The organism is Candidatus Villigracilis saccharophilus (assembly GCF_016711665.1).
The window spans coordinates 12,399-35,364 of record NZ_JADJSO010000051.1; the positions used below are offsets into that span (position 1 = coordinate 12,399).

General features: G+C 50.2%; 26 protein-coding genes and 1 pseudogene. 21 read left to right on the plus strand and 6 right to left on the minus strand.

Annotation, left to right across the window (positions count from 1 at the left end; all coding sequences use genetic code 11):
- The first annotated feature begins 25 nt into the window (after nucleotides 1–25).
- The 10 genes from IPL17_RS16090 (at nucleotide 26) to IPL17_RS16135 (ending at nucleotide 10,892) form a co-directional block, all read left to right on the plus strand.
- Complete coding sequence (locus IPL17_RS16090; RefSeq protein ID WP_345308098.1) at nucleotides 26–343, plus strand: OB-fold domain-containing protein; 318 nt, start codon at nucleotides 26–28, stop codon at nucleotides 341–343.
- A gap of 104 nt (nucleotides 344–447) precedes the next feature.
- Complete coding sequence (locus tag IPL17_RS16095; RefSeq protein WP_345308099.1) at nucleotides 448–1,212, plus strand: beta-ketoacyl-ACP reductase; 765 nt, start codon at nucleotides 448–450, stop codon at nucleotides 1,210–1,212.
- Nucleotides 1,213–1,323: 111 nt separating this feature from the next.
- Nucleotides 1,324–2,856 (plus strand): long-chain fatty acid--CoA ligase, encoded by a 1,533-nt coding sequence (locus tag IPL17_RS16100; protein ID WP_345308100.1) that lies wholly within the window; start codon nucleotides 1,324–1,326, stop codon nucleotides 2,854–2,856.
- Nucleotides 2,857–2,917: 61 nt separating this feature from the next.
- On the plus strand, nucleotides 2,918–3,721 hold the full coding sequence (locus tag IPL17_RS16105; protein WP_345308101.1) for an alpha/beta fold hydrolase: 804 nt from the start codon (nucleotides 2,918–2,920) through the stop codon (nucleotides 3,719–3,721).
- A 256-nt stretch (nucleotides 3,722–3,977) separates the two neighbouring features.
- Nucleotides 3,978–5,177 carry a substrate-binding domain-containing protein gene (locus IPL17_RS16110; protein ID WP_345308124.1) on the plus strand — a complete coding sequence of 400 codons (1,200 nt, stop codon included), beginning with the start codon at nucleotides 3,978–3,980 and terminating at the stop codon, nucleotides 5,175–5,177.
- Between the two features lie 111 nt (nucleotides 5,178–5,288).
- Nucleotides 5,289–6,059, plus strand: a complete 771-nt coding sequence (locus tag IPL17_RS16115) for an ABC transporter ATP-binding protein (protein WP_345308102.1) — start codon at nucleotides 5,289–5,291, stop codon at nucleotides 6,057–6,059.
- Nucleotides 6,060–6,138: 79 nt separating this feature from the next.
- Nucleotides 6,139–6,843, plus strand: a complete 705-nt coding sequence (locus tag IPL17_RS16120; RefSeq protein ID WP_345308103.1) for an ABC transporter ATP-binding protein — start codon at nucleotides 6,139–6,141, stop codon at nucleotides 6,841–6,843.
- A 1-nt stretch (nucleotide 6,844) separates the two neighbouring features.
- Nucleotides 6,845–8,392 (plus strand): hypothetical protein, encoded by a 1,548-nt coding sequence (locus IPL17_RS16125; protein ID WP_345308104.1) that lies wholly within the window; start codon nucleotides 6,845–6,847, stop codon nucleotides 8,390–8,392.
- A gap of 3 nt (nucleotides 8,393–8,395) precedes the next feature.
- Nucleotides 8,396–9,451, plus strand: coding sequence for a branched-chain amino acid ABC transporter permease (locus IPL17_RS16130; RefSeq protein ID WP_345308105.1), 1,056 nt, complete (start codon nucleotides 8,396–8,398; stop codon nucleotides 9,449–9,451).
- A gap of 109 nt (nucleotides 9,452–9,560) precedes the next feature.
- Complete coding sequence (locus IPL17_RS16135; RefSeq protein ID WP_345308106.1) at nucleotides 9,561–10,892, plus strand: DUF4910 domain-containing protein; 1,332 nt, start codon at nucleotides 9,561–9,563, stop codon at nucleotides 10,890–10,892.
- Nucleotides 10,893–11,167: 275 nt separating this feature from the next.
- Here IPL17_RS16135 and IPL17_RS16140 read toward each other — a convergent pair whose 3' ends face one another.
- From IPL17_RS16140 to IPL17_RS16155, 4 genes are read right to left on the minus strand one after another with little or no spacing between them, the layout of a single operon-like run.
- A complete protein-coding gene (locus IPL17_RS16140; protein WP_345308107.1) occupies nucleotides 11,168–11,779 on the minus strand; it encodes a VTT domain-containing protein in 612 nt (203 codons plus the stop codon).
- Nucleotides 11,776–12,402, minus strand: a complete 627-nt coding sequence (locus IPL17_RS16145; protein WP_345308108.1) for a hypothetical protein — start codon at nucleotides 12,400–12,402, stop codon at nucleotides 11,776–11,778. Before IPL17_RS16145 ends, IPL17_RS16140 begins: the two co-directional genes overlap by 4 nt.
- 22 nt (nucleotides 12,403–12,424) lie before the next feature.
- A complete protein-coding gene (locus IPL17_RS16150) occupies nucleotides 12,425–13,465 on the minus strand; it encodes an ATP-binding protein (protein WP_345308109.1) in 1,041 nt (346 codons plus the stop codon).
- Nucleotides 13,465–14,169, minus strand: coding sequence for a response regulator transcription factor (locus tag IPL17_RS16155; RefSeq protein ID WP_345308110.1), 705 nt, complete (start codon nucleotides 14,167–14,169; stop codon nucleotides 13,465–13,467). The genes IPL17_RS16150 and IPL17_RS16155 overlap by 1 nt, the downstream gene beginning before the upstream one ends.
- A gap of 202 nt (nucleotides 14,170–14,371) precedes the next feature.
- On the opposite strand from IPL17_RS16155, the gene IPL17_RS16160 reads away from it, so the two are divergent.
- Entirely contained in the window at nucleotides 14,372–15,385 is a 1,014-nt protein-coding gene (locus IPL17_RS16160; protein WP_345308111.1) for an alpha/beta hydrolase, read from the plus strand.
- Nucleotides 15,386–15,592: 207 nt separating this feature from the next.
- Here the strand turns inward: IPL17_RS16160 and IPL17_RS16165 are convergent, their stop codons facing one another.
- Nucleotides 15,593–16,342 carry a LysR substrate-binding domain-containing protein gene (locus IPL17_RS16165; protein ID WP_345308112.1) on the minus strand — a complete coding sequence of 250 codons (750 nt, stop codon included), beginning with the start codon at nucleotides 16,340–16,342 and terminating at the stop codon, nucleotides 15,593–15,595.
- 270 nt (nucleotides 16,343–16,612) lie between these two features.
- Between IPL17_RS16165 and IPL17_RS16170 the strand changes: the two genes are divergently transcribed.
- The 10 genes from IPL17_RS16170 (at nucleotide 16,613) to IPL17_RS16215 (ending at nucleotide 22,595) form a co-directional block, all read left to right on the plus strand.
- The gene (locus tag IPL17_RS16170; RefSeq protein ID WP_345308113.1) at nucleotides 16,613–17,404 is read left to right on the plus strand and encodes a substrate-binding domain-containing protein; all 792 of its coding nucleotides are present in this window, start codon (nucleotides 16,613–16,615) and stop codon (nucleotides 17,402–17,404) included.
- Nucleotides 17,405–17,490: 86 nt separating this feature from the next.
- A complete protein-coding gene (locus IPL17_RS16175) occupies nucleotides 17,491–17,724 on the plus strand; it encodes a hypothetical protein (protein WP_345308114.1) in 234 nt (77 codons plus the stop codon).
- Nucleotides 17,725–17,789: 65 nt separating this feature from the next.
- Nucleotides 17,790–17,984, plus strand: coding sequence for an ATP-binding cassette domain-containing protein (locus IPL17_RS16180; RefSeq protein ID WP_345308115.1), 195 nt, complete (start codon nucleotides 17,790–17,792; stop codon nucleotides 17,982–17,984).
- A gap of 19 nt (nucleotides 17,985–18,003) precedes the next feature.
- Complete coding sequence (locus IPL17_RS16185; RefSeq protein ID WP_345308116.1) at nucleotides 18,004–18,939, plus strand: sugar ABC transporter ATP-binding protein; 936 nt, start codon at nucleotides 18,004–18,006, stop codon at nucleotides 18,937–18,939.
- A gap of 23 nt (nucleotides 18,940–18,962) precedes the next feature.
- Nucleotides 18,963–19,274 (plus strand): ATP-binding cassette domain-containing protein, encoded by a 312-nt coding sequence (locus IPL17_RS16190; RefSeq protein ID WP_345308117.1) that lies wholly within the window; start codon nucleotides 18,963–18,965, stop codon nucleotides 19,272–19,274.
- A 372-nt stretch (nucleotides 19,275–19,646) separates the two neighbouring features.
- Nucleotides 19,647–20,186 carry an ABC transporter permease gene (locus IPL17_RS16195; protein ID WP_345308118.1) on the plus strand — a complete coding sequence of 180 codons (540 nt, stop codon included), beginning with the start codon at nucleotides 19,647–19,649 and terminating at the stop codon, nucleotides 20,184–20,186.
- A gap of 284 nt (nucleotides 20,187–20,470) precedes the next feature.
- Nucleotides 20,471–21,097 carry an alpha/beta hydrolase gene (locus tag IPL17_RS16200; protein ID WP_345308119.1) on the plus strand — a complete coding sequence of 209 codons (627 nt, stop codon included), beginning with the start codon at nucleotides 20,471–20,473 and terminating at the stop codon, nucleotides 21,095–21,097.
- 330 nt (nucleotides 21,098–21,427) lie between these two features.
- Nucleotides 21,428–21,586, plus strand: coding sequence for a hypothetical protein (locus IPL17_RS16205; RefSeq protein WP_345308120.1), 159 nt, complete (start codon nucleotides 21,428–21,430; stop codon nucleotides 21,584–21,586).
- Nucleotides 21,583–22,050, plus strand: a complete 468-nt coding sequence (locus IPL17_RS16210) for an anion permease (protein WP_345308121.1) — start codon at nucleotides 21,583–21,585, stop codon at nucleotides 22,048–22,050. The genes IPL17_RS16205 and IPL17_RS16210 overlap by 4 nt, the downstream gene beginning before the upstream one ends.
- Nucleotides 22,032–22,595, plus strand: a complete 564-nt coding sequence (locus tag IPL17_RS16215; RefSeq protein WP_345308122.1) for an SLC13 family permease — start codon at nucleotides 22,032–22,034, stop codon at nucleotides 22,593–22,595. Before IPL17_RS16210 ends, IPL17_RS16215 begins: the two co-directional genes overlap by 19 nt.
- A gap of 83 nt (nucleotides 22,596–22,678) precedes the next feature.
- Here IPL17_RS16215 and IPL17_RS16220 read toward each other — a convergent pair.
- Nucleotides 22,679–22,966, minus strand: a pseudogene (locus tag IPL17_RS16220) (magnesium chelatase); the annotation flags it as partial.

Sequence of the window (22,966 nt, forward strand, 5' to 3'; positions counted from 1 at the left end):
CTGCCCGAACTGCCACAGCGAAGAGATGGAATGGGTCGAGACCAGCGGCAAGGGAAAACTCGCTGGCTTCACGGTCATCTACACGGGGCCAACCTTCATGTCCGAACAAGGCTTTGACCGCAAGAATCCCTACGTCTCTGGCATTGTCGAACTCGAAGAAGGCACAAGCATCAGCGCCCGCATCACAGGTCTGGACGCATCCAAACCCGCCGAGATAAAAATTGGCACACCTTTGAATGTCGATTTCGTTGAATTCGGCGAAGGCGAAACAAAGAAGACCTATTTAGCCTTCAAGCGTCTTGCGAGGAGGCCCCGCAAGGAAACCTGTGTAACCCGCAGGTAACTGTGAAATGATAAAAAGACAACACGTGAATGGCGGACGGTGCTCATCGTTGCCTGCATCGGACTCGAACTGTCCGCCTTCACTTTTCTTCAAGGAGAATACTCATGCGCATGAAAGATAAGGTTGTACTCGTAACAGGCGGGGCGGCGGGAATTGGCAAGGCAACAGCTTTGCGTTTCGCCGAAGAAGGCGCCAAGGTTGTGATTTGTGATGTCAACGAAGCCGTTGGGCAGGAAACTCTTAAGTTACTCGGCAAAGATGCCGCGTTCTACAAAGTCAATGTGACCAGCCGCGAAGATGTTCAAAAATGGGTCGATGATGTCGTTGCAAAATACGGCCGCATTGACGTCATCGTCAGCAATGCAGGCGTTCTGCGTGATGGACAGTTGGTCAAGGTGAAGGAAGGCAATCTCGTCGGGCAAATGTCCGAACCTGATTTCGACCTCGTCATCTCTGTCAACTTGAAGGGCGTGTTCAATTGCGCTCAAGCAGTTGCTCCCGTAATGGCAAAGCAAGGCGGCGGCGTAATTCTCAATGCTTCCTCTGTTGTCGGTCTCGATGGCAATTTCGGACAGACCAACTACGTCGCAACAAAATTCGGCGTGATCGGCATGACCAAAGTTTGGGCGCGCGAACTCGGCAAGTTCAATATCCGAGTCAATGCCGTAGCCCCTGGCTTCACCGCCACTGAAATGGTCACCGCCATGCCCGAGAAGGTTTTGGACGGCATGAAGTCTCACACTCCGCTCGGACGTTTGGGCGAACCGCGTGACATTGCCAACGCCTATCTCTTCCTCGCTTCGGATGACGCCTCCTTTATCACTGGCGAAGTCCTCCGCGTAGATGGCGGAATCGTTGTAGGAACGTAAATCACGTGTCAAGTATCACGTGTCAGGTGTCAGGTTGTTGACACTCGACACGTGATTTTTTCTCCACATCTTTCACCTGAAACCTGATACCTGGAACCTGACACCCTCATCATGAATTCTGCCGACATTCTGACCAAACGAGCACTTCTGACTCCGAACCGCGAGGCAATGATCGAACTCGCAAGCGGAGTCCACTATACCTATGCGGACTTAAATCAACGCGCCAACCGTGCTGCGAATTTCCTGCGCGAGAAATACGGCGTGGAAAAAGGTGACCGCGTGTCCATTCTGGCGCACAACAGCGTCGCCTATGTGGACTTGTTGTTTGGTTTGGCAAAACTCGGCGCGATCCTTGCTCCGCTCAATTGGCGGCTGACCTCGCGTGAGTTGACCTACATCGTCAACGACTGCCAGCCCAAGGTGTTGATCGTCGGCCCTGAATTCGTTTCGGTGTATGACGAGATGAAAGACTCCATCAAAGTGGAGCAGCTCATTTCGCTGGAAGGTGCAAATGTTTCAGGGGAAGCATATGAAAAATTGGCCGACCAAGCCTCGGCGGAAGAACCGAAGCGGCCCGTCATCTCAGGTGATGATGCCGTTTGCATCCTGTACACATCAGGCACAACGGGACGTCCCAAAGGCGCAGTCCTCCCGCACAGACAGGTGATTTGGAATTCCATCAACACCGTTGTGTCGTGGGGCCTGAACGAAAAAGATATTTCCCCGATCCTCACGCCTATGTTCCACTCGGGCGGGTTGTTCGTTTTTCTTGCGCCGCTCTTTCATGTCGGCGGCAAACTTTTGCTTGGACGCACCTTCGACCCCGATGCTTCTTTGAAATTGATCGTCGAAGAAAAATGCACGGTCATTCTCGGCGTGCCGACTCTTTTCCAAGTGTGGATGAATTCACCGCAATTCGAAAACGCAGATTTCAGCCACGTGCGCTTTTTCATCAGCGGCGGCGCACCGTGCCCGCCTTCATTGATACAAGCGTGGAGCGAGAAGAAGGGCGTTGTGATGCGCCAGGGCTACGGCCTCACTGAAGTTGGCGTGAATTGCTTCTCGATGACCGATGAAGATGCACTGCGAAAACTTGGCTCGGTGGGCAAACCCATCTTCCATAGCGATATGCGTTTGGTGGATGCGGATTGCAACGATGTGCCCGTCGGCGAAACTGGCGAATTGATCATCAAAGGTGATCACGTTTGCGCGGGCTATTGGAATAACACAGATGCGACCACGCAATCATTGCGCGATGGCTGGTTCCACACAGGCGACATGGCGCGCATGGATGAAGAAGGTTATTTCTACATCGCAGGCCGTTTCAAAGACATGATCATCAGCGGCGGCGAGAATGTGTACGCTGCCGAAGTGGAAGCGCTCTTCCGCGAACATCCCGCCGTTGCCGATGCTGCATTGATCGGCGAGCCTGATGAGAAATGGGGCGAAGTCGGTTTGATGATCGTGGCTTGCAAGCCAAACCAAACTGTCAGCGCAGATGAACTGTTGAAATTCTGTGCGGGACGTTTGGCGAAGTACAAGCTCCCGAAGCGCATTGAGTTTGTAGATGCCCTGCCGTATTCACCGTATGGGAAGGTGATCAAGGCGGAGTTGAAGAAACAGTGGGTGGTGAGTAGTGGATAGTGGGTAGTTTTTCTGCCACTGCACACTTCCCACTACACACTATCCACTAAAAGGATTTTATATGCCAAAAATTACTACGAACAACATCGAACTCTACTACGAAATCCACGGCGCGGGACAACCGCTCGTGTTGATCTCGGGTCTTGGCTATCCACTTTGGCAATGGCACAAGATGGTTCCGTTTTTGGCGGAGCATTTTCAAGTCATCACTTTCGATAATCGCGGCGTTGGTCAAAGCGACAAACCCGCAGGCCCATACACCGCTCAGATGCTTGCGGCGGATACCGCAGGTTTGCTCGATGCACTTGGAATTGAGAAAGCAATCATCGCAGGTCATTCGATGGGCGGGTTTATCGCCCAGGCAATGGCGCTCGATTTTCCGCAGAAGGTGGCGAAACTGATTTTGTGTTCGACCAACTTCGGTGGGCCGCACCATGTACCGGTCACGCCTGAGGCGATGAAAGTCCTCACCGATGTGACCAGCGATGCGCTCACTCGCTTCAAAAATGGATTGGCCGTCAGCACTGCTCCAGATTGGTCGGAAAAGAATCCAGAGATGATCGAAGAGTGGGTCAAGTGGCGTGTTGCAAATCCAATTGACCCTGCGCCTTATCAGGCACAGATGGCTATTGGATTTGGATTGATGCCTGAAGCCGCCGCTTTTGAAAATAAACTTCCGCGCCTCAACGTCCCGACCCTGATCCTGTTCGGCGCACATGACAAAGTTGTCCCACCTGAAAACGCTTCGCTTTTGGCGGAGAAGATCTCAGGGAGCAAAGTTTTGATATTCCCCGACGCTGGGCATTTCTTCCCGATCGAAATCGCGGAAGCCGCCTCGCGCGCTATTGTTGAATTCGCAAAATAGGAGGAGGTGTTCTACTTACCCGTTCGTTGTTTTTTTGAAAGTTATCTAACACACATATTGAGGAGAAAAAAATGAAAGTTTTTCGTACATTAGCTTTTGCGATCGTCGCCATGTCCTTACTCTTGGCCGCCTGCGCCCCCCTGCCACTGCTGCACCCACCGAAGCCCCCGTTGTTGTAACCGAGGCTCCTGTTGTCGCGACTGAAGCACCTGTTGCAACCGAAGCTCCCGTCACCGGTCTGACCTGCGCCGAGCCGATCAAAGTTGGACTCATTAGCGATGCCACCGGTGCGCTTGCCATTTATGGCGCTCATATCCTGCGCTCTTTCATGCTAGGCATGGAATACGCCACCGGCGCCGCTGGTTCCGCTGGTGAAAAATTTGATATCACCGCAGTTCAGGAAAACACCTTCAAGATCGATGACTGCGAGATCATTGTCTACGTCCGCGATGACGGCAGCAACCCTGAGAATACCGCCACCGTCGCCCGCGAATTGATCGACGTTCAGAAGGTCAATGTTTTGATCGGTACCGTTTCTTCCGGCGCGACCGCCACTTTGCAGGGCATCGCCCTCGAAAGCAAGATCCCGTTGATCGTGGCTCCCGCTGCCGCCAATGACATCACCGGCGTCAACTTCAACGAATACACCTTCCGCGTCAGCCGCAACAATTATCAGGATGCGATCAACGAATGTGCATACCTGACCAAGACTTACAAGACCTTCGTTCAGATCGCCCCTGACTACGCCTTTGGCCGCGGCTCCGCTGCCGCTTTCCGCGACGCCTGCACTCTCGACGGCGCCACCTTCGTTGCTGATGATATCTTCGCTCCGTTGGATACTGCCGACTTCACCACCTACATGGAACAGATCGCCAATTCAGGCGCTGAGTCCTATATCGTCAGTTGGGCTGGCGGCGGTTTCGTCCCGCTGATGCAGTCTGCGAAAGACCAGGGCGTGACCGAAACAATGGCTCTCGGCGCGACCTTCATTGACAACACCCTCATGCCCGTCTGGTACGGAAACGCGGTCGGCAGCACCAGTGGTATTTTGTATCACTATTCCGCCCCCAAGAATCCAATTAACGATTTCCTCGTTGAAAACACCAAACCGCGCTATGGCGTCAACCCCGACCTGTTCGATGCGGACGGCATGAATGCGGCCATCCTGCTCGTCGAAGCCATCAAAGCCACCGCTGGCGACGTCAATGGTGATGCGCTCAAGGGTGTTATGGAAGGCATGACCTTTGAAGGACCCAAGGGCACCATCTACATCCGCCCTGAAGATCATGTTGCCATCCAGGACATGTACATCTTGAAATTGGTCAATGTGACCGATCCGGATGCCAACTTCTACGAATATGTAGACACCACCCGCCCCGAACCTCCTTGTCTTCTCCCCGAAGCTCTCAAGGATCGCTGCGGCACTCTGCCCTACGGCACTCTGAGCGGACAGTAATTCCGTAATACAATGAGTGCCTGGTTAAAGGCTTCAAAAACCTTTAGGGACGTAGACCGTGAATTAACAACGGTCCACGTCCCGTCAACGGCCACAATTTTGGAAGGTGCCATGACCACCGAAATCATTCTTGAAACCCAAAACCTCCGCAAACAATTCAGCGGTCTCGTCGCTGTGGACAATGTCAGCATCAAGGTCCGCAAGAACTCATTACACGCCATCATTGGCCCGAATGGCGCGGGCAAGACAACTTTTTTTAATTTGCTCAGCGGCAACCTCGAACCCACCAGCGGAAAAGTCATCTACAAGGGACAGGATATCACCCACCAGCCTGTCCATCGCACGATCCATTTCGGCATCGGACGTTCCTTCCAGATCACCAATATCTTTCCCAACCTGACGGTCTTTGAAAATATTCGCCTCGCCTCACAAGCTCTTGGGAGTGACAACTTCAAGTTCTGGCAGGCTTCTTCGCAATTCAAGAAATATGAAGAGCGCACATGGAATGTCATCGAAAGAGTAGGTTTAAAGGAACGCGCTCAAACGTTTGCGCGCACGCTTCCGCATGGTGATCAGCGTAAACTGGAACTTGGCATGATCCTCGCGCCCGATCCTGAAGTCCTCTTACTGGATGAACCCACCGCAGGTATGGCCTCGGAACAGGTTCCTGAATTGATTGAGTTGATCCAGGGGATTCAGAAAGATGGCAATAAAACTGTCATGCTCGTCGAGCACAATATGAACGTCGTCATGAGCGTTTCAGATTCGATCACGGTCATGCACCAGGGCATGGTTCTGGCAGAAGGCACGCCTGCCGAGATCGCCGCGAATAAAGAAGTCCAAACCGCTTATCTGGGCGGATTGTATGAATTGAATGTGTAAAACAGTGAGTAGTGGGAAGTGGATAGTGGACAGTAATCTACCCACTTCCCACTGCCCACTATCCACTAATTGAGGTCTCATGGAATACATCCTCGACGTACAAAACATCCACACCTTCATCGGTCAATATCACATTCTGCAGGGCGTGAACCTGCGTGTGCCAAAAGGCTCGATCGTTGCGCTGCTCGGGCGCAATGGCGCAGGCAAGACAACCACGCTTAAGTCCATCCTCGGATTAACGCCGCCGCGTGAAGGCAAGGTGATATATGAAGGGAAGGAAGTGCAGGGCGTGCGCTCCTTTGACATTGCCGCGAAAGGGATCGGCTTCGTCCCTGAACACCGCGCCATCTTCCGTGACCTGACCGTGGAGGAAAATCTCAAGATCGCCGAGCGCGGCAAAGGGGATTATCTCCGCAAGCGCGATTTTATCTTTGACCTCTTTCCCGATCTCAAACGCCTGATCACATTGCCAGGCACGAGTCTTTCAGGCGGGCAGCAGCAAATGCTCGCCATTGCGCGTGCGCTGGTTGCCGATAATCATCTTCTGCTCATTGATGAACCCAGCGAAGGTCTTGCGCCTGTCATCATCGAACACATGATGAAGGCCATTCAATTACTTTCCAAAGATTCCACCATCATACTTGTTGAACAGAATTTCCTTGTCGCGAGCCAGCTTGCCGAATATTATGTCATCATCGAAGAAGGACGTTCCGTGAAAGAAGGCAGCATGAAGGACCTTGCAAATGACAAGGCTGCAATTCACCGTTATTTGGGAGCCGCGTAACATGAACTCATTCCTCCGCAAAAATACTGTGCCCCTTATAACCTTTGCCGTCTTCGCAGTTCTATTCATCACCGCCGCGCAGGGCATGGAAAAGAAAGATTTTGTTATTACCCTCTTGCGCGGCCTCTCCGTTGGCTCGGTCACCTTCCTCGTTGCTTCAGGCTTCTCCCTGATCTTCGGTCTGCTCGACGTGCTCAATCTCGCGCATGGCACGCTTTTCATGATCGGCGCATACATCGGCTGGACTGTGTATGTCCGCCCGGATACATTTGTGGATCTGTTGACTCCGCTCGCGTTGATATTAAGCGGATTCGCTCTTGCAGATGTGTACCCGCTTCTCGCCACCCGAATCAGGCTCGGCTTAAGCATGAAGCGGATTCTCCCCTGGGCATTGATCCTCGTCTCCATCCTCCTCTTCAGCTTTGTCCTGCCGAAATATCCGATCTCATTCTGGGATATTGGAACCTATGGGCAAAGCCCCGTTACATACTCATTCATGGCAGATCAGGGTACGCCCCTCGCTGCGCCTGCCGCTGTGTTCACAGAAATTTCCGCGCCGCTCGCGTTGATCGGGCTATTGCTTGCCAGTATCCTCGGCGCACTTGGACTTTCATTATTCAATAACGACTCTCAACAACAAATTAAATTACATTGGAAAAACTTTGTAAGTTTTTCTGTTCTCCTGCTTTTGGCCCTGCTTACATTTATCTTCAACGAATCTCTAACCGTGGCATTGGCAGGGCTTAGCTCCAACTGGCTTTTTGTGGCCGCCGTTCTGGTCGCAGCCTTAAGCGGAGCAGGCCTGGGGGCGTTGATCGAATCGATATTAATTCGCCCGCTCTATATCCGCCCGATCTATCAACTCATGCTCACTCTTGGCATGAGCGCCATCGGCATTGAAGTTGTCCGCGCGATTTGGGGGCGCCCCGAATTTGTTATGCCGAAACCTGAATTCTTCAGCGGCACGGGCGGGGTTTGTCCTGCCACAAATTTTGCGGATTGGTGGGCGAATCATTGCTCCACAATTTTGCTGCTGGATGGACGTGTGCGCGTGTACAACGAGATATTCATCCCGATCGTAGGCGTGGTTGTCTTGATCTCGATCTGGATGCTGCTGCAGCGTACCCGCCTTGGCATGGTCATCCGCGCAGGTGTGCAGGATCGTGAGATGGTGGAAGCCCTGGGTATCAATGTTCGCCGCGTTTTTACAATGGTATTCGGCCTCGGGGTCGGGCTTGCTGCTCTTGGCGGAATTCTCGCGGCGCCTTCGATGGGACTTTCCAATGTGATGGGGGAGAGTCTCTTTCTAAATGCGTTGATCGCACTCGCCATTGGCGGCCTGACCAATTACCCAGGCGCCGCGCTTGGCTCGGTACTAGTCGGTCTTATTCAACAGTTCATCATCAAATATGGACAGATCGGCATCGCCATTCCATTCACGGATATTATTTTTAAACCCACGCCGCCGCTTGTCCCCGCTTCCACAGTTTTGCTAATGGTTATCATTTTGCTCATTCTCCCGAATGGCTTGCTCGGCAAAAAGGAATAATTCATGACTCAACAAATCAACTCCCGCTTGTCAGCATTCTTTTCCACCAACCGCTCGGCGTTGTTTACGCTGCTCGTGCTTGTCTTGTTGCCCTTTATCGTTGGCATCATGGACGGTGAATCTCCAATGATGGTCTTCGCGAATGAAAGCGGTAACTCGAAATTTGCCCAGGGACTTGCGATCGAGATATTCATCCTCGCGCTTTACGCCTTGAGTTTTGATCTGATCTTCGGTATCACAGGCATGTTATCTTTCGGTCATTCCATGTTCTTTGGTGTGGGCGCGTACCTGACGGGGATATCTCTCAAGACTTTGGGACTATCCCTGCCTGCCACACTCGGACTGGTCTTTATCGCAGCCATCGTGCAAGCCATTCTGTTCGGGCTCGTTCTGCCGCGCGTCAAGGGGATCACCTTTGCTTTGGTCACACTCGGCTTGGGCTCGGTCTTTCATATTGTCGTCATGTCCAGTGAAATGGGACCCTACACAGGCGCGGATGTCGGTCTTCAAGGCGTGATCGCGCCTGCGTTCATCAGTCCCGCTAACGAACGTTTGCGCTTCTATTTCATTGCACTGACGATATTGATCCTGGTTTACCTGCTTTACAAACGATTTGTCGATTCCCCAACCGGACGTGTCTGCGTCGCCATCCGCGAGAACGAAGGCCGTGCCCGTATGTTGGGTTACAACACTTTCTATTTCAAGCTCGCCGCGCTTACCCTGTCGTCATTGACCGCGGCTTTGGCTGGTTTCATGCACACGCTCTATCAACCCATTGTCAGCCCGAATATCGCCAGCATGGGATTCACTGTCACCGCCCTGCTTATCATCCTCATCGGGGGCGTGGGGACACTCAACGGCGCATTGGTTGGCGCGGTGGTCTATCGCCTGCTGGACTTTGGTCTGCGCCGTTACATTGGCGAGAGCGCCAGCTTTATCAGCGGTGCGGTGTATGTACTCTTCGTGCTGTTCATTCCATTTGGGATCGTCGGCACCTGGAAGATGAAGTCCTTCCAGATCAACCAGGGCTGGAATCGTCTGAAGAAAATGTTCGGCTGATCTTCCAAACAAAAATCCCATCCGCAGATTCTACGGATTGCGCAGATAAAACTCTGCATAGTCTGTATAATCTGCGGATTGTTTTTAATACATCGAAATATGGACGGCCATGAAACCCTATTCCTCCCTTAAATCCATTCTTGCTGAATTTCTACATCTTAATCGTACTCTCGCCTCCGATGATATGGACAGAACGTATGACATCATCGGTTCCTACATGCCGGAGTCAGCGTACTATACTACTGAGAATTATGCCCCGCTCTCGCCCGTGTGGACATGGAAAGTACCAGAGCGCTACATTGTCCATGAAGCGTATCTCGAAACTGAAGACGGCGAGCGCGTTGTGGATTTTAAGAATAATCCTTTGCATATCATTTCATACTCCCTGCCAATAGACAAAGTTCTCACATGGGATGAACTCGCGCCGCATTTGCGTTATAACGAGAAACGTCCAAATGCGATTCCCTGGGAATTTAAATATTACGAGCGCAGTTGGGGATTTTGTCTTTCAAAAAAACTATTTGACCAATTGCCCCGTGATAAAAAATATCATGCGGTCATTCGTTCTGAATTTTCCATTGACCCTGAGAACGGCATGAAGATCGCAGTCGGTGTGATTCACCCTGAGGGCGGAACCAATCCAGAGGCTGGCGAGTTCATTATCCAATCCCATACCTGCCATCCATCCCAGGCCAATGACAATGGTTCTGGAGTGGTCTGCGAGATCGAATTGGCAAGGCGGCTTGCAGAAAAGCCATTACCCGCTGGTTCCATGAGTGTCCGCTTCTGGTTTGGACCTGAAACGATTGGCACCGTCGCGTATCTTGCCAATAACGAAAATATCATCCCAAATCTGCGCGGCGGAATTTTTCTCGACACAACGGGCAATCAAAGTACATTGGCTTTACAGCGCACGCGGCAGGATAATCATCTGCTTGACCGTATCGCGCGCCATGTCATTGCCAAACACAACAAGGAATTTCGCGAAGGCGAATTCGCGCAGGTGGCGCCCAACGATGAGCGCATCATCAACGGACCCGGAGTCAACGTCCCGTGTATATCTCTGAGCCGCTTCCCATATCCCGAATATCACACCAGCGATGACAATCTCGATATCATTCACGAAGATTTACTTCTTAATGCTGTCGATGTCGCAGAGGAGATTGTCCGCATCTATGCCAGCAATTACATCCCAACACGCACCTTCCGCGGACCTGTTTTCCTCAGCGGTTATGGCTTATGGGTGGATTGGCGCGAGAACTGGGATCTCAATCGTGCCATCGAAAAGATCATGATGAAATTTGAGGGAAAGCATACGGTCTTTGATATCGCCGAACAGGTTGGGCTGGATTACTGGACTGTACGCGAGTATGTAGAGAAGTTTCGCGCAAAAGGATTTGTAAAGGCAGTGCCGATCCCCTCTGAAGCGGATGTGGATTAGTAGCTTGATCAGATAAAGCAAAATTGCTGGCAGTATACGAAAAGTAAGTGAATTCTAAAGAAATGATTTTCTTATACATTTTCTCGATTAAATTCCGCGTTTAGCTCATCATAATTTTTGGTCTATTGTCATGGCTACTTACGTAAGGGAGGTTGGAGGTCCACTTCTTGAGGGAGATGGGCATGGTCGAGTCTGTCTTTGCCAACATTTGTGTGCGTAAGCACATGGATCGTTTTACCCTGTGTACCAAACACAAAGTGGATGTACAATGGGAATTATTCGCTCTGGTTCACAATATTCGATTTTTTTCCAAATTTCACCAGCAGATAAATCCCTCCCCCAAATACCACTGCGCCAAGCGCAAATCCGCTGAAGTCCGAGATGAAGTCGCTGATCAACTCCCACTGGCTGCCGAAGGCATATCCCAGCCCGCCGTAGATTGCAAACCAGGTGAATTCGCCCAGCAGGACAAAAGTGAAAAACTTCCGAAAGCGATAACCGCTGCTGCCGGCGATCAGGGTAATGGGAAAGGCGACCGCAGTTAATAACCAACGCGTCAGAAAAATGGCAATCCCACCGCGCCGTTCAAAGAGCGCATGAGCATTCTTCCAGGCGGCGGTCTGCCCGAAGCGACGTTCGATCCAGCCGCTGGCAAAGAAGCCAATCGCGTACAAAGAGGAGTCGCCCGCGATGGTTCCGAGATAACCCAAAATTGGGGTGGAAACCGCATCCAACATGCTTTGGCGAATGAATGCCCCCGAAGCGATCACCAGCAGGGTTCCAGGCAAGGGTAACCCGAGACCGCCCAAATAAAGCAGACCAGCCACCATCGGCGAACCGTAGGTCGCCATCCAATTTAGGACGAGGGAGGAAATATCGATGCTCATGGCTGCGCCGGCTCCACGCCCTGGGCGTCAAGAACTTTCTGGACAGCGGCAACCAGCGCTTTCGTGCCACCAGAATAATTTGTGGTTTCGCTCAAGAAGCCGAGAGGTTTATGAGCATTGCCTTCCACTGGAAGACCGATCCCCGCAAAAATCGTCTTCACCGGTACGCCCGTACTGTTGGAAATGTACAGAACCGTCATCCACTCATGGGCTTCCTGTTCAAGCAGCCCAGTCACAACTGGGTCGGCGCGATAAGCCAAAATTGCCTCGCGTACGGTTTTCATCAAGGCGGGTTGGTCATCCACCTGACCCAGTTCCATTTGCTGGTTAAGCCGATTGAGCGAGAGCATACTGGTCTCCGGGTGGGGCTTAATACCTACCGCATTATACAGATAGATTTGCGGCACGGCATACGCCACCGCAATGTAGCGGATGCTCATCCACGGGCGAATCAGGTCGGGCGAAAGATTCCCAGCGGAAAAATCATGCTCGGCGGCATAACGGGATTCCTTGTAGAACTCAACCATGCCTATCGCCTTGGGAATCATGATTGCCACGCCAATGACAATTAACGCGACAGCCAGCCACTCCACTTTCGAGATGGATTTTATTTTTTCAATCATACATATTTATCCTTTTGAATGATTATTTTGGCAGGATGATTGTGAACTCACTGCCCTTTCCTTTTCCTTCGCTGTAGGCTTTCACCTGTCCACCATGCGACTCAATAATTGCCTTGACAATTGCCAAGCCTAAGCCTGTTCCGCCTGTCTCACGACTGCGGGATTTATCGGCGCGATAAAAGCGATCAAAGACCGCCGCGAGTTGATCTGGCAACAAGCCTTCGCCTGAATCTTTGATGGACAAAACCACCATGCTTTTGGCTTGCTTGCCAGCGACTGAGATTTTTCCACCCGAGGGCGTGTGCCGTAAAGCGTTCGACAACAAATTAAATACCGCTTGACGAATGCGCGTGGGATCAACGGATAATTCTGGCAGGAGAGTAGGTTGATAAATCAGCTGAACACTTTTTTCTGCCGCAAGCGGATCCAGCGCCTGAATTGTTTCAGCCAGCAGGGCATTCAAATCCGTTGGGTATTTTTCCAGATGCAGTTGTTTTGATTCTGCAAGCGCCAGTTCACGCAGATCATTGACCAGCCGCGTGAGATGCCGAGTTTGACCAAATAAATTTGCAATCTCCGCTTCATCCAACGAATAGACTTTGTCCAGCGCGGCACGCAGGTTAGCCTCTAAAACCGTCAGCGGAGTGCGGAGCTCGTGCGCCACATCAGCCATCAGATTATTTTTTAGAGTCTCGGCGTGTTCCAATTCCTGTGCCATTTTGTTGAACCTATCCGCGAGGTCGATCATTTCCTGACTGCCATGTGGAAAGACTCGCGTATTCAAATCGCCTTTACCGATCTTGTCCGCAGCTTTCACCAGTTCAGTAATTGGAGCGCTGACCACGCGTCCGATGATAATTCCGCCGCCCAATCCCACCACAACTGAAAACGCCATGAACCCAATTAACCGCTGTTGAATCTCGGCGGGCGGCGCGTCGGGTGGACCATCCAAATCCTCTTTCATACCAGTGCGTTCCAGCGTGATGGTAAGAAATTGCATAAAGAACATGAAGAACAGCACGCCACTGATCATCAGACTTAGTCGGACCCACAAACGCTTCATCAGTTATCTCCAGTCAGGCGGTAGCCCACGCCGTACACGGTTTGAATATATTTCGGGTTTTCGGGATCAGGTTCGATCTTGCGGCGCAAATTTCGAATGTGCGTATCGAGTGCGCGCCCCAGCCCCTCGTAGGCATAGCCCATTGATTTTTCCAGCAGGTCATCGCGGGTGAGCGTAAAGCCAGGGTTGGATAAAAACGCTTCGAGCAAATTGAATTCGGTGCGGGTCAGTTCCACCAGTTGAGAATCCACTGTCAGCGTACGTTGATCCAGATCCAGTTTCAAGCCGCCGTTGACCAAAACATGCGGTGCGGAATTTGGAGATTGATCCAGCCGCACACGGCGTAACAGCGCTTTCACCCGTGCCACAACTTCGCGCGGATTGAACGGCTTGGGGATGTAATCATCCGCACCGAGTTCCAATCCGACGATCTTATCTGTGTCTTCGATGCGGGCGGTCAACATAATAATGGGCGTGGCGGCCAGGGTTTTATCGGCGCGCACCAAGTTGGTCACTTCCCAGCCGTCGCGGTTGGGCATCATCAGGTCCAGAATAACCAGATCAGGGCGCTCGCGGCGCAGGGTGTGCAGCGCCATCTCGCCATCATAAGCCGGGATGGCTTGGTAGCCGGATTGTTCAAGATAAGCACTGAGCACCTTCACGATAGATTTATCGTCATCGACAACCAGAATACGCTGAGGCAATGGAAAACTCCTGGGGGTATAAGAAGAGATAGAGTATTTATTTTATCGTAGCACAGGATTCTCAAGGAAATCTCAAGAAATTGTTGTAATCTTCCAGATTTGTCCGGAAAGCTCTGGTTTTCTTGCAGGATTTCTTGAGATTTCCTTCAGATTCGATTGGTATAGTTCAAAACATCACAATAAAACTTTCCAGGAGAAAAGTATGTCAACATTCAAGTTATCCCAAATTTCCAAAATGTCCGTTCTTTCACTAGTGTTGTTGGTTTTGCTCAGCGTCACTGGCTGTGGCAGCACACCAACGGCTACAGCATCCGCGCCAGCCGCCGTTGCGCCAGCGGGTGCCATGCCCGCCTTGCCCCAGGGCGGTGCTCCCGTTGCTTTTTCGGTTGAACCAAATTACAAAGATTTGGTCTACGCCCCCGTTTCTGCCACCCAGAAAATGGATTTGTACATCCCAACCACCGGCGCGGGGCCTTTCCCGTTGGTAATTAACATCCACGGTGGTGGATTTAAATTCGGTGACAAAGGCATGTTAAGCGAAACAACAGGGAAAGCCCTGCTGAATGCCGGTTATGCTGTGGCTTCGATCGATTATCGCCTTTCCGGTGAGGCTATTTTTCCCGCCGCAGTTCAAGATGCCAAGGCGGCTGTGCGTTTCTTGCGCGCCAATGCTGCCCAATACAACCTCAACCCGGAGAAGATCGCCGTCTTCGGTCAATCTGCAGGAGGCAACATCGCCGCTATGGTGGGTGTAACCGGCAATATTAGCGATTATGATGATGCCAGCCTGGGGAATGCCGGGGTTTCCTCAGCGGTTCAGGCTGTTATTAATCAGTATGGCCCCACTGACTTTTTGCAGATGGACGCCCAGGCCAAGGCGCAGGGTTGTTCTGCCAGTGACCAGACACATAATGATGCCAGTTCCTTCGAATCAGCGTATATCGGGGCTGCCATTCAAACTGTGCCTGAGCAGGTCAAAAAATCCAATCCGATTACTTACATCAGCAAAGATACTCCGCCCTTTTTAATCCAAAAAGGCGACCAGGATTGCACTGTCCCGGTTGAAAGCACCAAAATGTTGGCTGATGCGCTCAGTGCCGCAAACCTGGATGCAACCTACACCTCGCTCGCAGGCGCGGGGCATGGCGGCAGCCAATTCGAAACAGATGAAAACATAGCCTTGATGATCAGTTTCCTAGATAAGTACATGAAATAAAGTATTTGAGCAAAAAGAGGCTGCCCTAATATCGGCAGCCTTTTTTTGTTTTCTCTTGGTCAAACAGGAGGTCAGGGGATGCTCTCTAATCTCCTGTTTTTGTTTTTGCTTAACGTGTGAATAACTATGCTAGTGTTCGCCAAGGTTAATAGGGGGGCTGACCAATCCCACCGTCACCGCCGTATCGCTGATTAACCGTAAATACCCCTATCTTGGATACTCTCGAATAAATTCCCAAAAGTTCTTCGCAGGAATTGAGAGTTTTTTGCCCCTTGGGTAGACCAGGACGATTTTGCTTTCGACAATCTCTCTTAGAGGAATCGCGATCACATCCGGATGTTTGTGATACTGAAAAATTTTTTCCATAATCAACGCTATACCGGATTGAGACGCCACCAGCCCAAGGATGCTTTCGACGCGTAGGCTGGCATAGAAAATACGCGGAACAAAGCCGGCTTGACGACAAACATCCACTGCCAACTCATGGACAATGGTCCCTTTGTCGAACATGATAAAGTTTTCATTGGCGAGTTCGGATAAAGAGATTGATGTACGGGTCGCCAGGGGATGCTTGACAGATAAAGTGACCATGAACTTATCACGATCCACTTCGAGTACGTGGTACTGTTCGACATCCAGATAATTATCGCGGACAAATGCGAGATCGAACTGATGATCGTTCAAGGCGGGCAAAATAGTTGAAGCTTCACGCTCTTCCAGCATGAGCTGGATGTTGGGAAAGGCACTCTGAAATTGAGCGATATATGAAGTAATACCATATTGGGCGATTACCGGAATGGCAACAATGGAGAGTGACGGTGCGCGCTTGTATTCCTTGAGATTGGCAAGCATTTCTTTGTATTCGTCATTAAGCCGCTGTGCATGTTTTCGAAAAGTAGCCCCAGCCTCGGTGAGAACGATGTTGCGCTTGCTGCGATCAAAGAGTTCAATCCCCAATTCTTTTCCAAAGCCATGATCTGCTTGGAGAGCGAAGACTGTGAAATATAAAGATGGTCAGCCGCAGCAGAAAAACTGCCGAGCTCTGCTACGGTAAGAAAGTACGTGACCTGCTTTAGTTCCATAGTATCTGCCTCTCAATGTATTCCATTTTGGAATACATTGTATCAAAAATGGAATTGCTTTGATGAAAGTGAAAAGGTATGCTTTTATCAACGACCAAAACCTGAATGGTCATAATCCCCCACTATGAATAAGGAGAAGAATCAAATGAAAAAGTCACTTTCCATCCTTCTGGCAGTTTTCATGTTTGCGAGCAGCATGTTGACAGCCTGCGGTGCCAAGCCTGCCGTCACGACCGCAGCGCCAGCAACTGAGGCGCCCATCACGGCTGCCACCGAGGCGCCCGCTGCAACCGAAGCACCTGCGGCAACCGCATCTGAGGACACCACTGTTTCCATGGTGCCTGCACAACCCGGATCGCCTTTTGATATCAATGGCAAAACGGTCTGCTACATCATCCCTTCCCTCGCCAATCCTTTCTTGAACGGCGTTGCCACCTCAGTGACTGAGCAATTCAAGGCTGATGGCGTGACAGTTAATGTCTACGGTGCTGACGAAGGTGGTTTGAATCAACAGTTCGATCAGATCGAGAACTGTATTTCCATGAAAGTTGATTTCATGTACCTTATGGCAGCCGGAGAGGTCGATCAATTACTCCCCGCTATTGAACAAGTCAAAGCTGCTGGCATCATGGTCATGGGTGTTCCTCCCGCCAAATTGGCACCATTTGATGCCATTATGCACACCAGCCAATACGAAGACGGTACAAAAGTTGCCAAGATGGCTTGCGATTTCATTGAAGCCATGTACCCGGATGCTGCTGATGGAAGTGTTGAAACTGCTATCGTTGGTGCCGCGAGTTCCTCCGTTGGCATGTTCGAGCGCGATCGCGGTTATTCCACCATCACCGACATCTGTCCCAGGTTAAACTTGTTGCACAACTGGATATCACTGGTGACAGTATTCCTGTCGGTCAGTCTGCTGCTGAGAATGTCCTGACGGCTAATCCAAACGTCAAAGTTTTCCTTGGCCAATCTACCGCCCATGCTCAGGGAATTGCGAACGCCATCAAGGCGCTGCCCGGTGTGAACATTGACGAATACGGCGTTTTCGCAGGCGATATGGATCCTTCCATGATCCCGGTTGTCACCAGTTGCGAAGATCCTTACAAGGGTTTTGTCGCCATCGGTGGTACCGCTCTTGACGTGGCAACCTACGAACAGATCAAGAAGATGCTGCAGGGTGTTGAATATCCCGACATTATCAATGATCAATTGGACCCGATCAACTGCGATTTCGCCGCGCTTGCAGCCAAATAAATAGCGTTTTGTAAAAAATAGTGAAGGGTAGGGGGACCCTTCACTAAAATATTGAGGTGAAAAGAATGGATGCCAAGGTTGTATTATCCCTGGAAAAAATCACCAAAAAATATCCCGGTGTTCTGGCTCTGGACAATGTCTCGATCAGTTTTCAAGAAGGGGAAGTACACGCTTTGTTGGGCGAGAACGGCGCCGGCAAATCGACCTTGATCAAAGCGGTGGCGGAGCCATCGACATCGATCCGGAATCATCATAATTAATGGACATGAATATTCCAAGATGTCTCCTTCTCTTTCCAGGAGTCTTGGTGTGGAAGTGATTTATCAGGAATTTAATCTGGTTCCCACATTATCAGTTGCCGAGAATATTTATTTGTGTGAAAGAAGTGAAAAATCGGTATTGTTTAGCGCCAAGGAAATTGAAAAAAAGGCGGTCAAGGTGCTGGACCAGTTTGGGGTGAAAATTGATCCACACATCGTGGTGCAAGAACTTTCGATTGCCGAACAACAGATCGTCGAAATTGCCAAAGCAGTCTCGAAGAATGTGAAAATATTGATCATGGATGAACCCTCTGCTCCTTTAAGTGTTTCAGAAGTAGAGTTGATGTTCAATATCATCAACCAGTTAAAACAAAAAGGTGTGACGATCATTTATATTTCACATCGTTTGGAAGAAGTCTTCCGCATCTCTGATCGCGTCAGTGTTATGCGTGACGGGCGCTACGTCACCACCAAAACACGAAAGAGACCAACCGACAGGAATTTGATCACGCTGATGGTGGGACGTGAATTAAAGGAAAGTTATCCTCAACGGAAAAAGTCACCCGGTGAAGTTGCTTTGGAAGTAAAGAACCTTACCGGGAATGGGGATCGAAATATCTCATTTTCAGTACGTAAAGGTGAAATATTAGGAATCTCCGGATTGGTTGGCGCTGGCCGAACAGAATTGGCTCAACTTCTCTTTGGCGCAGCTCCAAGGGAAAGTGGAGAGATCTTGATCAACGGATATCCTGTTAGGATCAATTCTCCATTGGATGCAATCCAGCATAAAATTGGATTGTTGACTGAAGACCGCAAGGGCCAGGGGCTTTTCCTTGAAATGGCTGTCAAGTGGAACATCAGTTTCCCGATCATTCGACGCATCTCAAATTATGGTGTGGTTAATACCAAAAAGAAGATGAGATCGCGCAGAAATACAAAGAACGTATCAATATAAAAACTCCCAACTTATTACAACAGGTGATCAATCTAAGCGGTGGTAATCAACAAAAAGTGGTGCTTGCCAAATCTTTGGCTGCTGAGTCTGACATTTTGATCTTTGATGAACCCACCCGTGGGATTGATGTTGGCGCCAAACAGGAAATTTATCACCTGATGACTGAATTGGCTGACAATGGAATTGCGATTTTGATGATCTCTTCTGATATGGAAGAATTATTGGGCATGTCGGACCGGATCATTGTCTTGTGCGAAGGTGAATTGGCTGGAGAAGTCCAAAAAGAGAATTTCAATCAGCATTATATTCTCGACCTCGCATCGGGGATCCATTAACTTTTGGAGGAATTAAGAATGAGCAATCAAGCAATGGTTAAACTACAAATTTAGCGCTAGGTTAGGATCAATCCTGCAAAAGAATGTGCCTTTCCTGATTCTGATCTTTTTTGTTAATTCTGTTCACATTTATTGCACCGAACTTCATGACAGTTGGTAATCTTCGTACTATGATACGCCAAATCTCATTTGCGGGGATTAGCGCCGTCGGCTTGATGTTCGTGATGATCAGCGGCGGTATTGATCTCTCCATCGGCTCCCAGATCGTGTTTAGCAATGTCCTTTTGGCGATCATGATGGTCGATTGGAAGCTGCCACCTGCAGTCGCAATTCCCCTGATTCTGCTTGTTGGAACCGGGTTGGGTGCGATCAATGGGTTCCTCTGCATTAAAACTAAATATCCATCCGCTTATTATTACTTTGGGTACTCCGCAATATTTAAGGGCATGGGATACATTATTAATCAATCCAGGAATATTATGGGATCTCCCGGATTCCTTCCGCTGGTTTGGCCAGGGATTTGTATGGGGAATCCCCGTACCGGTCATCGTTATGATCATTGTGGCATTGATCGGATCTTTCATCCTGACCAAGACATACTTTGGCCGACAGATATTTGCCTTGGGCGGCAATGAAGAAGCCGCCCGCCTTGCAGGTGTGAATATCACCAGAATGAAAGTAACCTTATTCATGATCTGCGGTTTTATCTCATCGATCACAACAGTTCTGCTGCTATCAAGAGTTTTTGCCGGCCAGACCATTACCGGTCAGGGTCTTGAATTTGACTGTCTCACTGCTGCACTTTTGGGTGGCGTAAGCTTCAAGGTGGAGAAGGCAACGTTTTCCGGTTTGATGGTGGGTATGTTGATCATCGGCGTGTTGAACAACGCCATGCAATTGCCACTTCCCTGATTTTTCGCAAACGGTCGTAAAAGGCTCTGTTCTTTTGATCGCAGTCGCCTTTGATGTCTATCAGAAAAACCGCAAGGCTAAAGAAACAGTCGCGAAAGTGGCTGCATAAGGTTTTGGCTGTCACTATTAATGATCAAGGTATACAATGACCGAACCACATTACGCACTCCCATTTGAAGTTCCGCCCGCCAAAACGGATCACATCACCCGCAAGATGTTTGATATTGCGTACGCTGAATCTTCACCGACACAGAAACTGGATATCTATTGGCCCGAAGAAGGCGATGGGCCTTTCCCCTGTGATCGTCTCCATTCACGGCGGAGCGTTCATGGGCGGAGATAAGCGTGATGTTCAACTGACTCCCATGCTTGAGAGTTTAAAGCGCGATTATGTTTTGATCGGCGTTAATTACCGCATGAGCGCTGAGGCAATATTCCCCGCGTTGATCCATGATGTCAAAGCCGCGATCCGCTGGATTCGCGCGAATGCGAAAACTATTTATTCGATCCAAAAGATTGCAACATGGGGAGGATCTGCGGGTGGATACCTTTCCTTGATGATGGGTGTCTCCGCATGGGCTTCTGAATTGGAAGACTTAACGCTCGGCAATCCTGAACAGCCCTGCCATGTTCAAGCCGTGGTGGATTGGTTTGGTCCCACAGATTTTCTTAAAATGGATGAGCAGCTGGCTGAATCAGGTTTTGCCCCACCAGTGGAGTTTTCACACAACGGCACGAACTCGCCGGAATCGCTCTTGCTTGGCGCGCAGATAACTCAAATTCCAGAGCTGGTTCATAGGGCAAATCCCGAAACTTATATCCGTTCCATAGCGTCGCCGTTTTTCATTCAACATGGCGATCAAGACGATACCGTGCCGCATCAGCAGTCGGTCATATGGCTGCAAAACTAAGGATGTGATCGGTGCGGATAAAGTCACGTTGGAACTTCTTCCCAACGCACGGCATGCAGACTCTGCCTTTGAAACCCGCAAAACGTAAAGAAAGTGTTGGACTTCCTTGACTCGCTTCTTCGCCTGTAGCGCGAGTTTTTTGCGCGGTTTTCACCTGGATCGCAAACTGATCGGGGTGCTCTTATCCATCTCACTGGCGACCAGTTTGTGGTTCATGCCACTCCCCGGCGACCTAAGTCTTGCGGGACGCAAAATGCTGGTCGTCACCCTGTTCACTGTGATATATGGTGGGTATTCAATGTTGTGCCGCCGGCGTATTCAACGCTGCTCATGCTCTTGGGCTATTTGCTGCTTGGGTTGGCCGAACCAGATGTAGTCTTTCATATCTGGACTCTGCCGTTGATGTGGCTCATCATTGGCGCATTTCTGATCGCAGCTGCGGTCACCAAATCCGGCTTGGCGCAGCGCGTCGCCCTACTTCTTTTATGATCCGCTATGCCACTTCATATCGCAGTTTGATCGTGCTGACTTATGTACTTGGCTTTGTGCTGAGTTTTCTCATCCCGCATCCTTTTTCCGCGGGCGTTGTTGATGATGTCACTGATACGCGCCATCATCCAAAAGCCGGAATGAATAAAGCAGACGCGGCGTCTCTCGGGCTTTCTGTTTTTGTTGCGACTACTGCCACCTCTACCATTTTATTGACTGGCGACTCTACATTGAATATTGCCACAGTTGGTTTTAGCGGGTTACATGTGAGCTGGCTTGATTGGGCAAAGTATATGGCCGTCCCCGGTATCACGGCGTCGCTGTTGATGATGGGGCTGCATTTGTTAATTTTCAAGCAGACGGGTCCGTACGTATTGACCGGATCGACATCCAGCGCGAGCAAAAAGCTGGGTCCCATGAGCCGTGATGAGATTGTCACTTTGTTGTGGGTGTTAGCGCGCTGATCTTATGGTCAACCGATTTCATTCATCACCTTGACCCGGCATGGGTGGCATTGATCGTAGTCATAGGACTCTCGCTGCCGAAAGTGGGCGACATTCTGGACGCCAAAGATATTTCCACTGGCGTCAATTGGCCCATCATATTTTTCGTGATGGGTGCGTTTGCCATTGGCTCGGTAAGTAAAACCACCGGTATGGCTGAATGGCTCACTCAAGTACTCATGCCTGCCGCGCCATCTCAGAATCCGTATGCTTTCGCTGCGCTGGTTGGCGGGGCGACTATGCTGGTTCATATGGTATTGGGCAGCGCGCTGGCTTGCATGTCCATCGTCGCCCCGCCGCTGGTGCATTACGCAACGATAGCAGGCTGGAATCCGTTATTCCCCGCATTGCTGATTTATACAGCAGTTGCCATTCATTATATTTTCCCCTTCCAGCATGTTGCCATTCTGCTTGGACAGGGAGCCCGGCGGCTACGATACCCGTCATGTATTGAAGTATGGTATCCGCTTAACCATCGTTGCACTGATTGTACTCGTTCCAATTGAAGTGACTTGGTGGAAGATCCTTGGGCTTATTTGAAATCTGAAGAACAATTCGTGTATTTGTCTTGGTTTAAATATTTACTCCATCATGATCTTTGGCCTCCATATTGTAATGCCTCTGCCAAATGCGCGGACTGTATCTCTTCACTGCCTGCCAAGTCTGCAATCGTGCGCGCCAGTTTCAAGATGCGATGATAAGCTCGTGCTGACAAATTAAGTTGACTCATCGCAGAGCGCATCAAACTCTGACCTTCGGCCTGCAACTGACAAAATTGCCTGATCTCCCCGATGCGCATATCCGCGTTGCAGACAATATCTGCCGACTTTCCATTTGCAAAGCGTTTGTTTTGAATATCGCGCGCTGTTTGCACACG

Bases quoted from the DNA above. Each gene is read 5' to 3' on its own strand.
- IPL17_RS16185 (WP_345308116.1), top strand. From the start codon at position 18,004: ATGTCTCCTTCTCTTTCCAGGAGTCTTGGTGTGGAAGTGATTTATCAG.
- IPL17_RS16090 (WP_345308098.1), top strand. From the start codon at position 26: ATGGAATGGGTCGAGACCAGCGGCAAGGGAAAACTCGCTGGCTTCACG.
- IPL17_RS16205 (WP_345308120.1), top strand. From the start codon at position 21,428: ATGCTCTTGGGCTATTTGCTGCTTGGGTTGGCCGAACCAGATGTAGTC.
- IPL17_RS16125 (WP_345308104.1), top strand. From the start codon at position 6,845: ATGAACTCATTCCTCCGCAAAAATACTGTGCCCCTTATAACCTTTGCC.
- IPL17_RS16130 (WP_345308105.1), top strand. From the start codon at position 8,396: ATGACTCAACAAATCAACTCCCGCTTGTCAGCATTCTTTTCCACCAAC.
- IPL17_RS16145 (WP_345308108.1), bottom strand. From the start codon at position 12,402: ATGATTGAAAAAATAAAATCCATCTCGAAAGTGGAGTGGCTGGCTGTC.
- IPL17_RS16160 (WP_345308111.1), top strand. From the start codon at position 14,372: ATGTCAACATTCAAGTTATCCCAAATTTCCAAAATGTCCGTTCTTTCA.
- IPL17_RS16100 (WP_345308100.1), top strand. From the start codon at position 1,324: ATGAATTCTGCCGACATTCTGACCAAACGAGCACTTCTGACTCCGAAC.
- IPL17_RS16115 (WP_345308102.1), top strand. From the start codon at position 5,289: ATGACCACCGAAATCATTCTTGAAACCCAAAACCTCCGCAAACAATTC.
- IPL17_RS16170 (WP_345308113.1), top strand. From the start codon at position 16,613: ATGAAAAAGTCACTTTCCATCCTTCTGGCAGTTTTCATGTTTGCGAGC.
- IPL17_RS16105 (WP_345308101.1), top strand. From the start codon at position 2,918: ATGCCAAAAATTACTACGAACAACATCGAACTCTACTACGAAATCCAC.
- IPL17_RS16120 (WP_345308103.1), top strand. From the start codon at position 6,139: ATGGAATACATCCTCGACGTACAAAACATCCACACCTTCATCGGTCAA.
- IPL17_RS16200 (WP_345308119.1), top strand. From the start codon at position 20,471: ATGGGCCTTTCCCCTGTGATCGTCTCCATTCACGGCGGAGCGTTCATG.
- IPL17_RS16095 (WP_345308099.1), top strand. From the start codon at position 448: ATGCGCATGAAAGATAAGGTTGTACTCGTAACAGGCGGGGCGGCGGGA.
- IPL17_RS16195 (WP_345308118.1), top strand. From the start codon at position 19,647: ATGGGTTCCTCTGCATTAAAACTAAATATCCATCCGCTTATTATTACT.
- IPL17_RS16135 (WP_345308106.1), top strand. From the start codon at position 9,561: ATGAAACCCTATTCCTCCCTTAAATCCATTCTTGCTGAATTTCTACAT.
- IPL17_RS16180 (WP_345308115.1), top strand. From the start codon at position 17,790: ATGGATGCCAAGGTTGTATTATCCCTGGAAAAAATCACCAAAAAATAT.
- IPL17_RS16140 (WP_345308107.1), bottom strand. From the start codon at position 11,779: ATGAGCATCGATATTTCCTCCCTCGTCCTAAATTGGATGGCGACCTAC.
- IPL17_RS16210 (WP_345308121.1), top strand. From the start codon at position 21,583: ATGATCCGCTATGCCACTTCATATCGCAGTTTGATCGTGCTGACTTAT.
- IPL17_RS16150 (WP_345308109.1), bottom strand. From the start codon at position 13,465: ATGAAGCGTTTGTGGGTCCGACTAAGTCTGATGATCAGTGGCGTGCTG.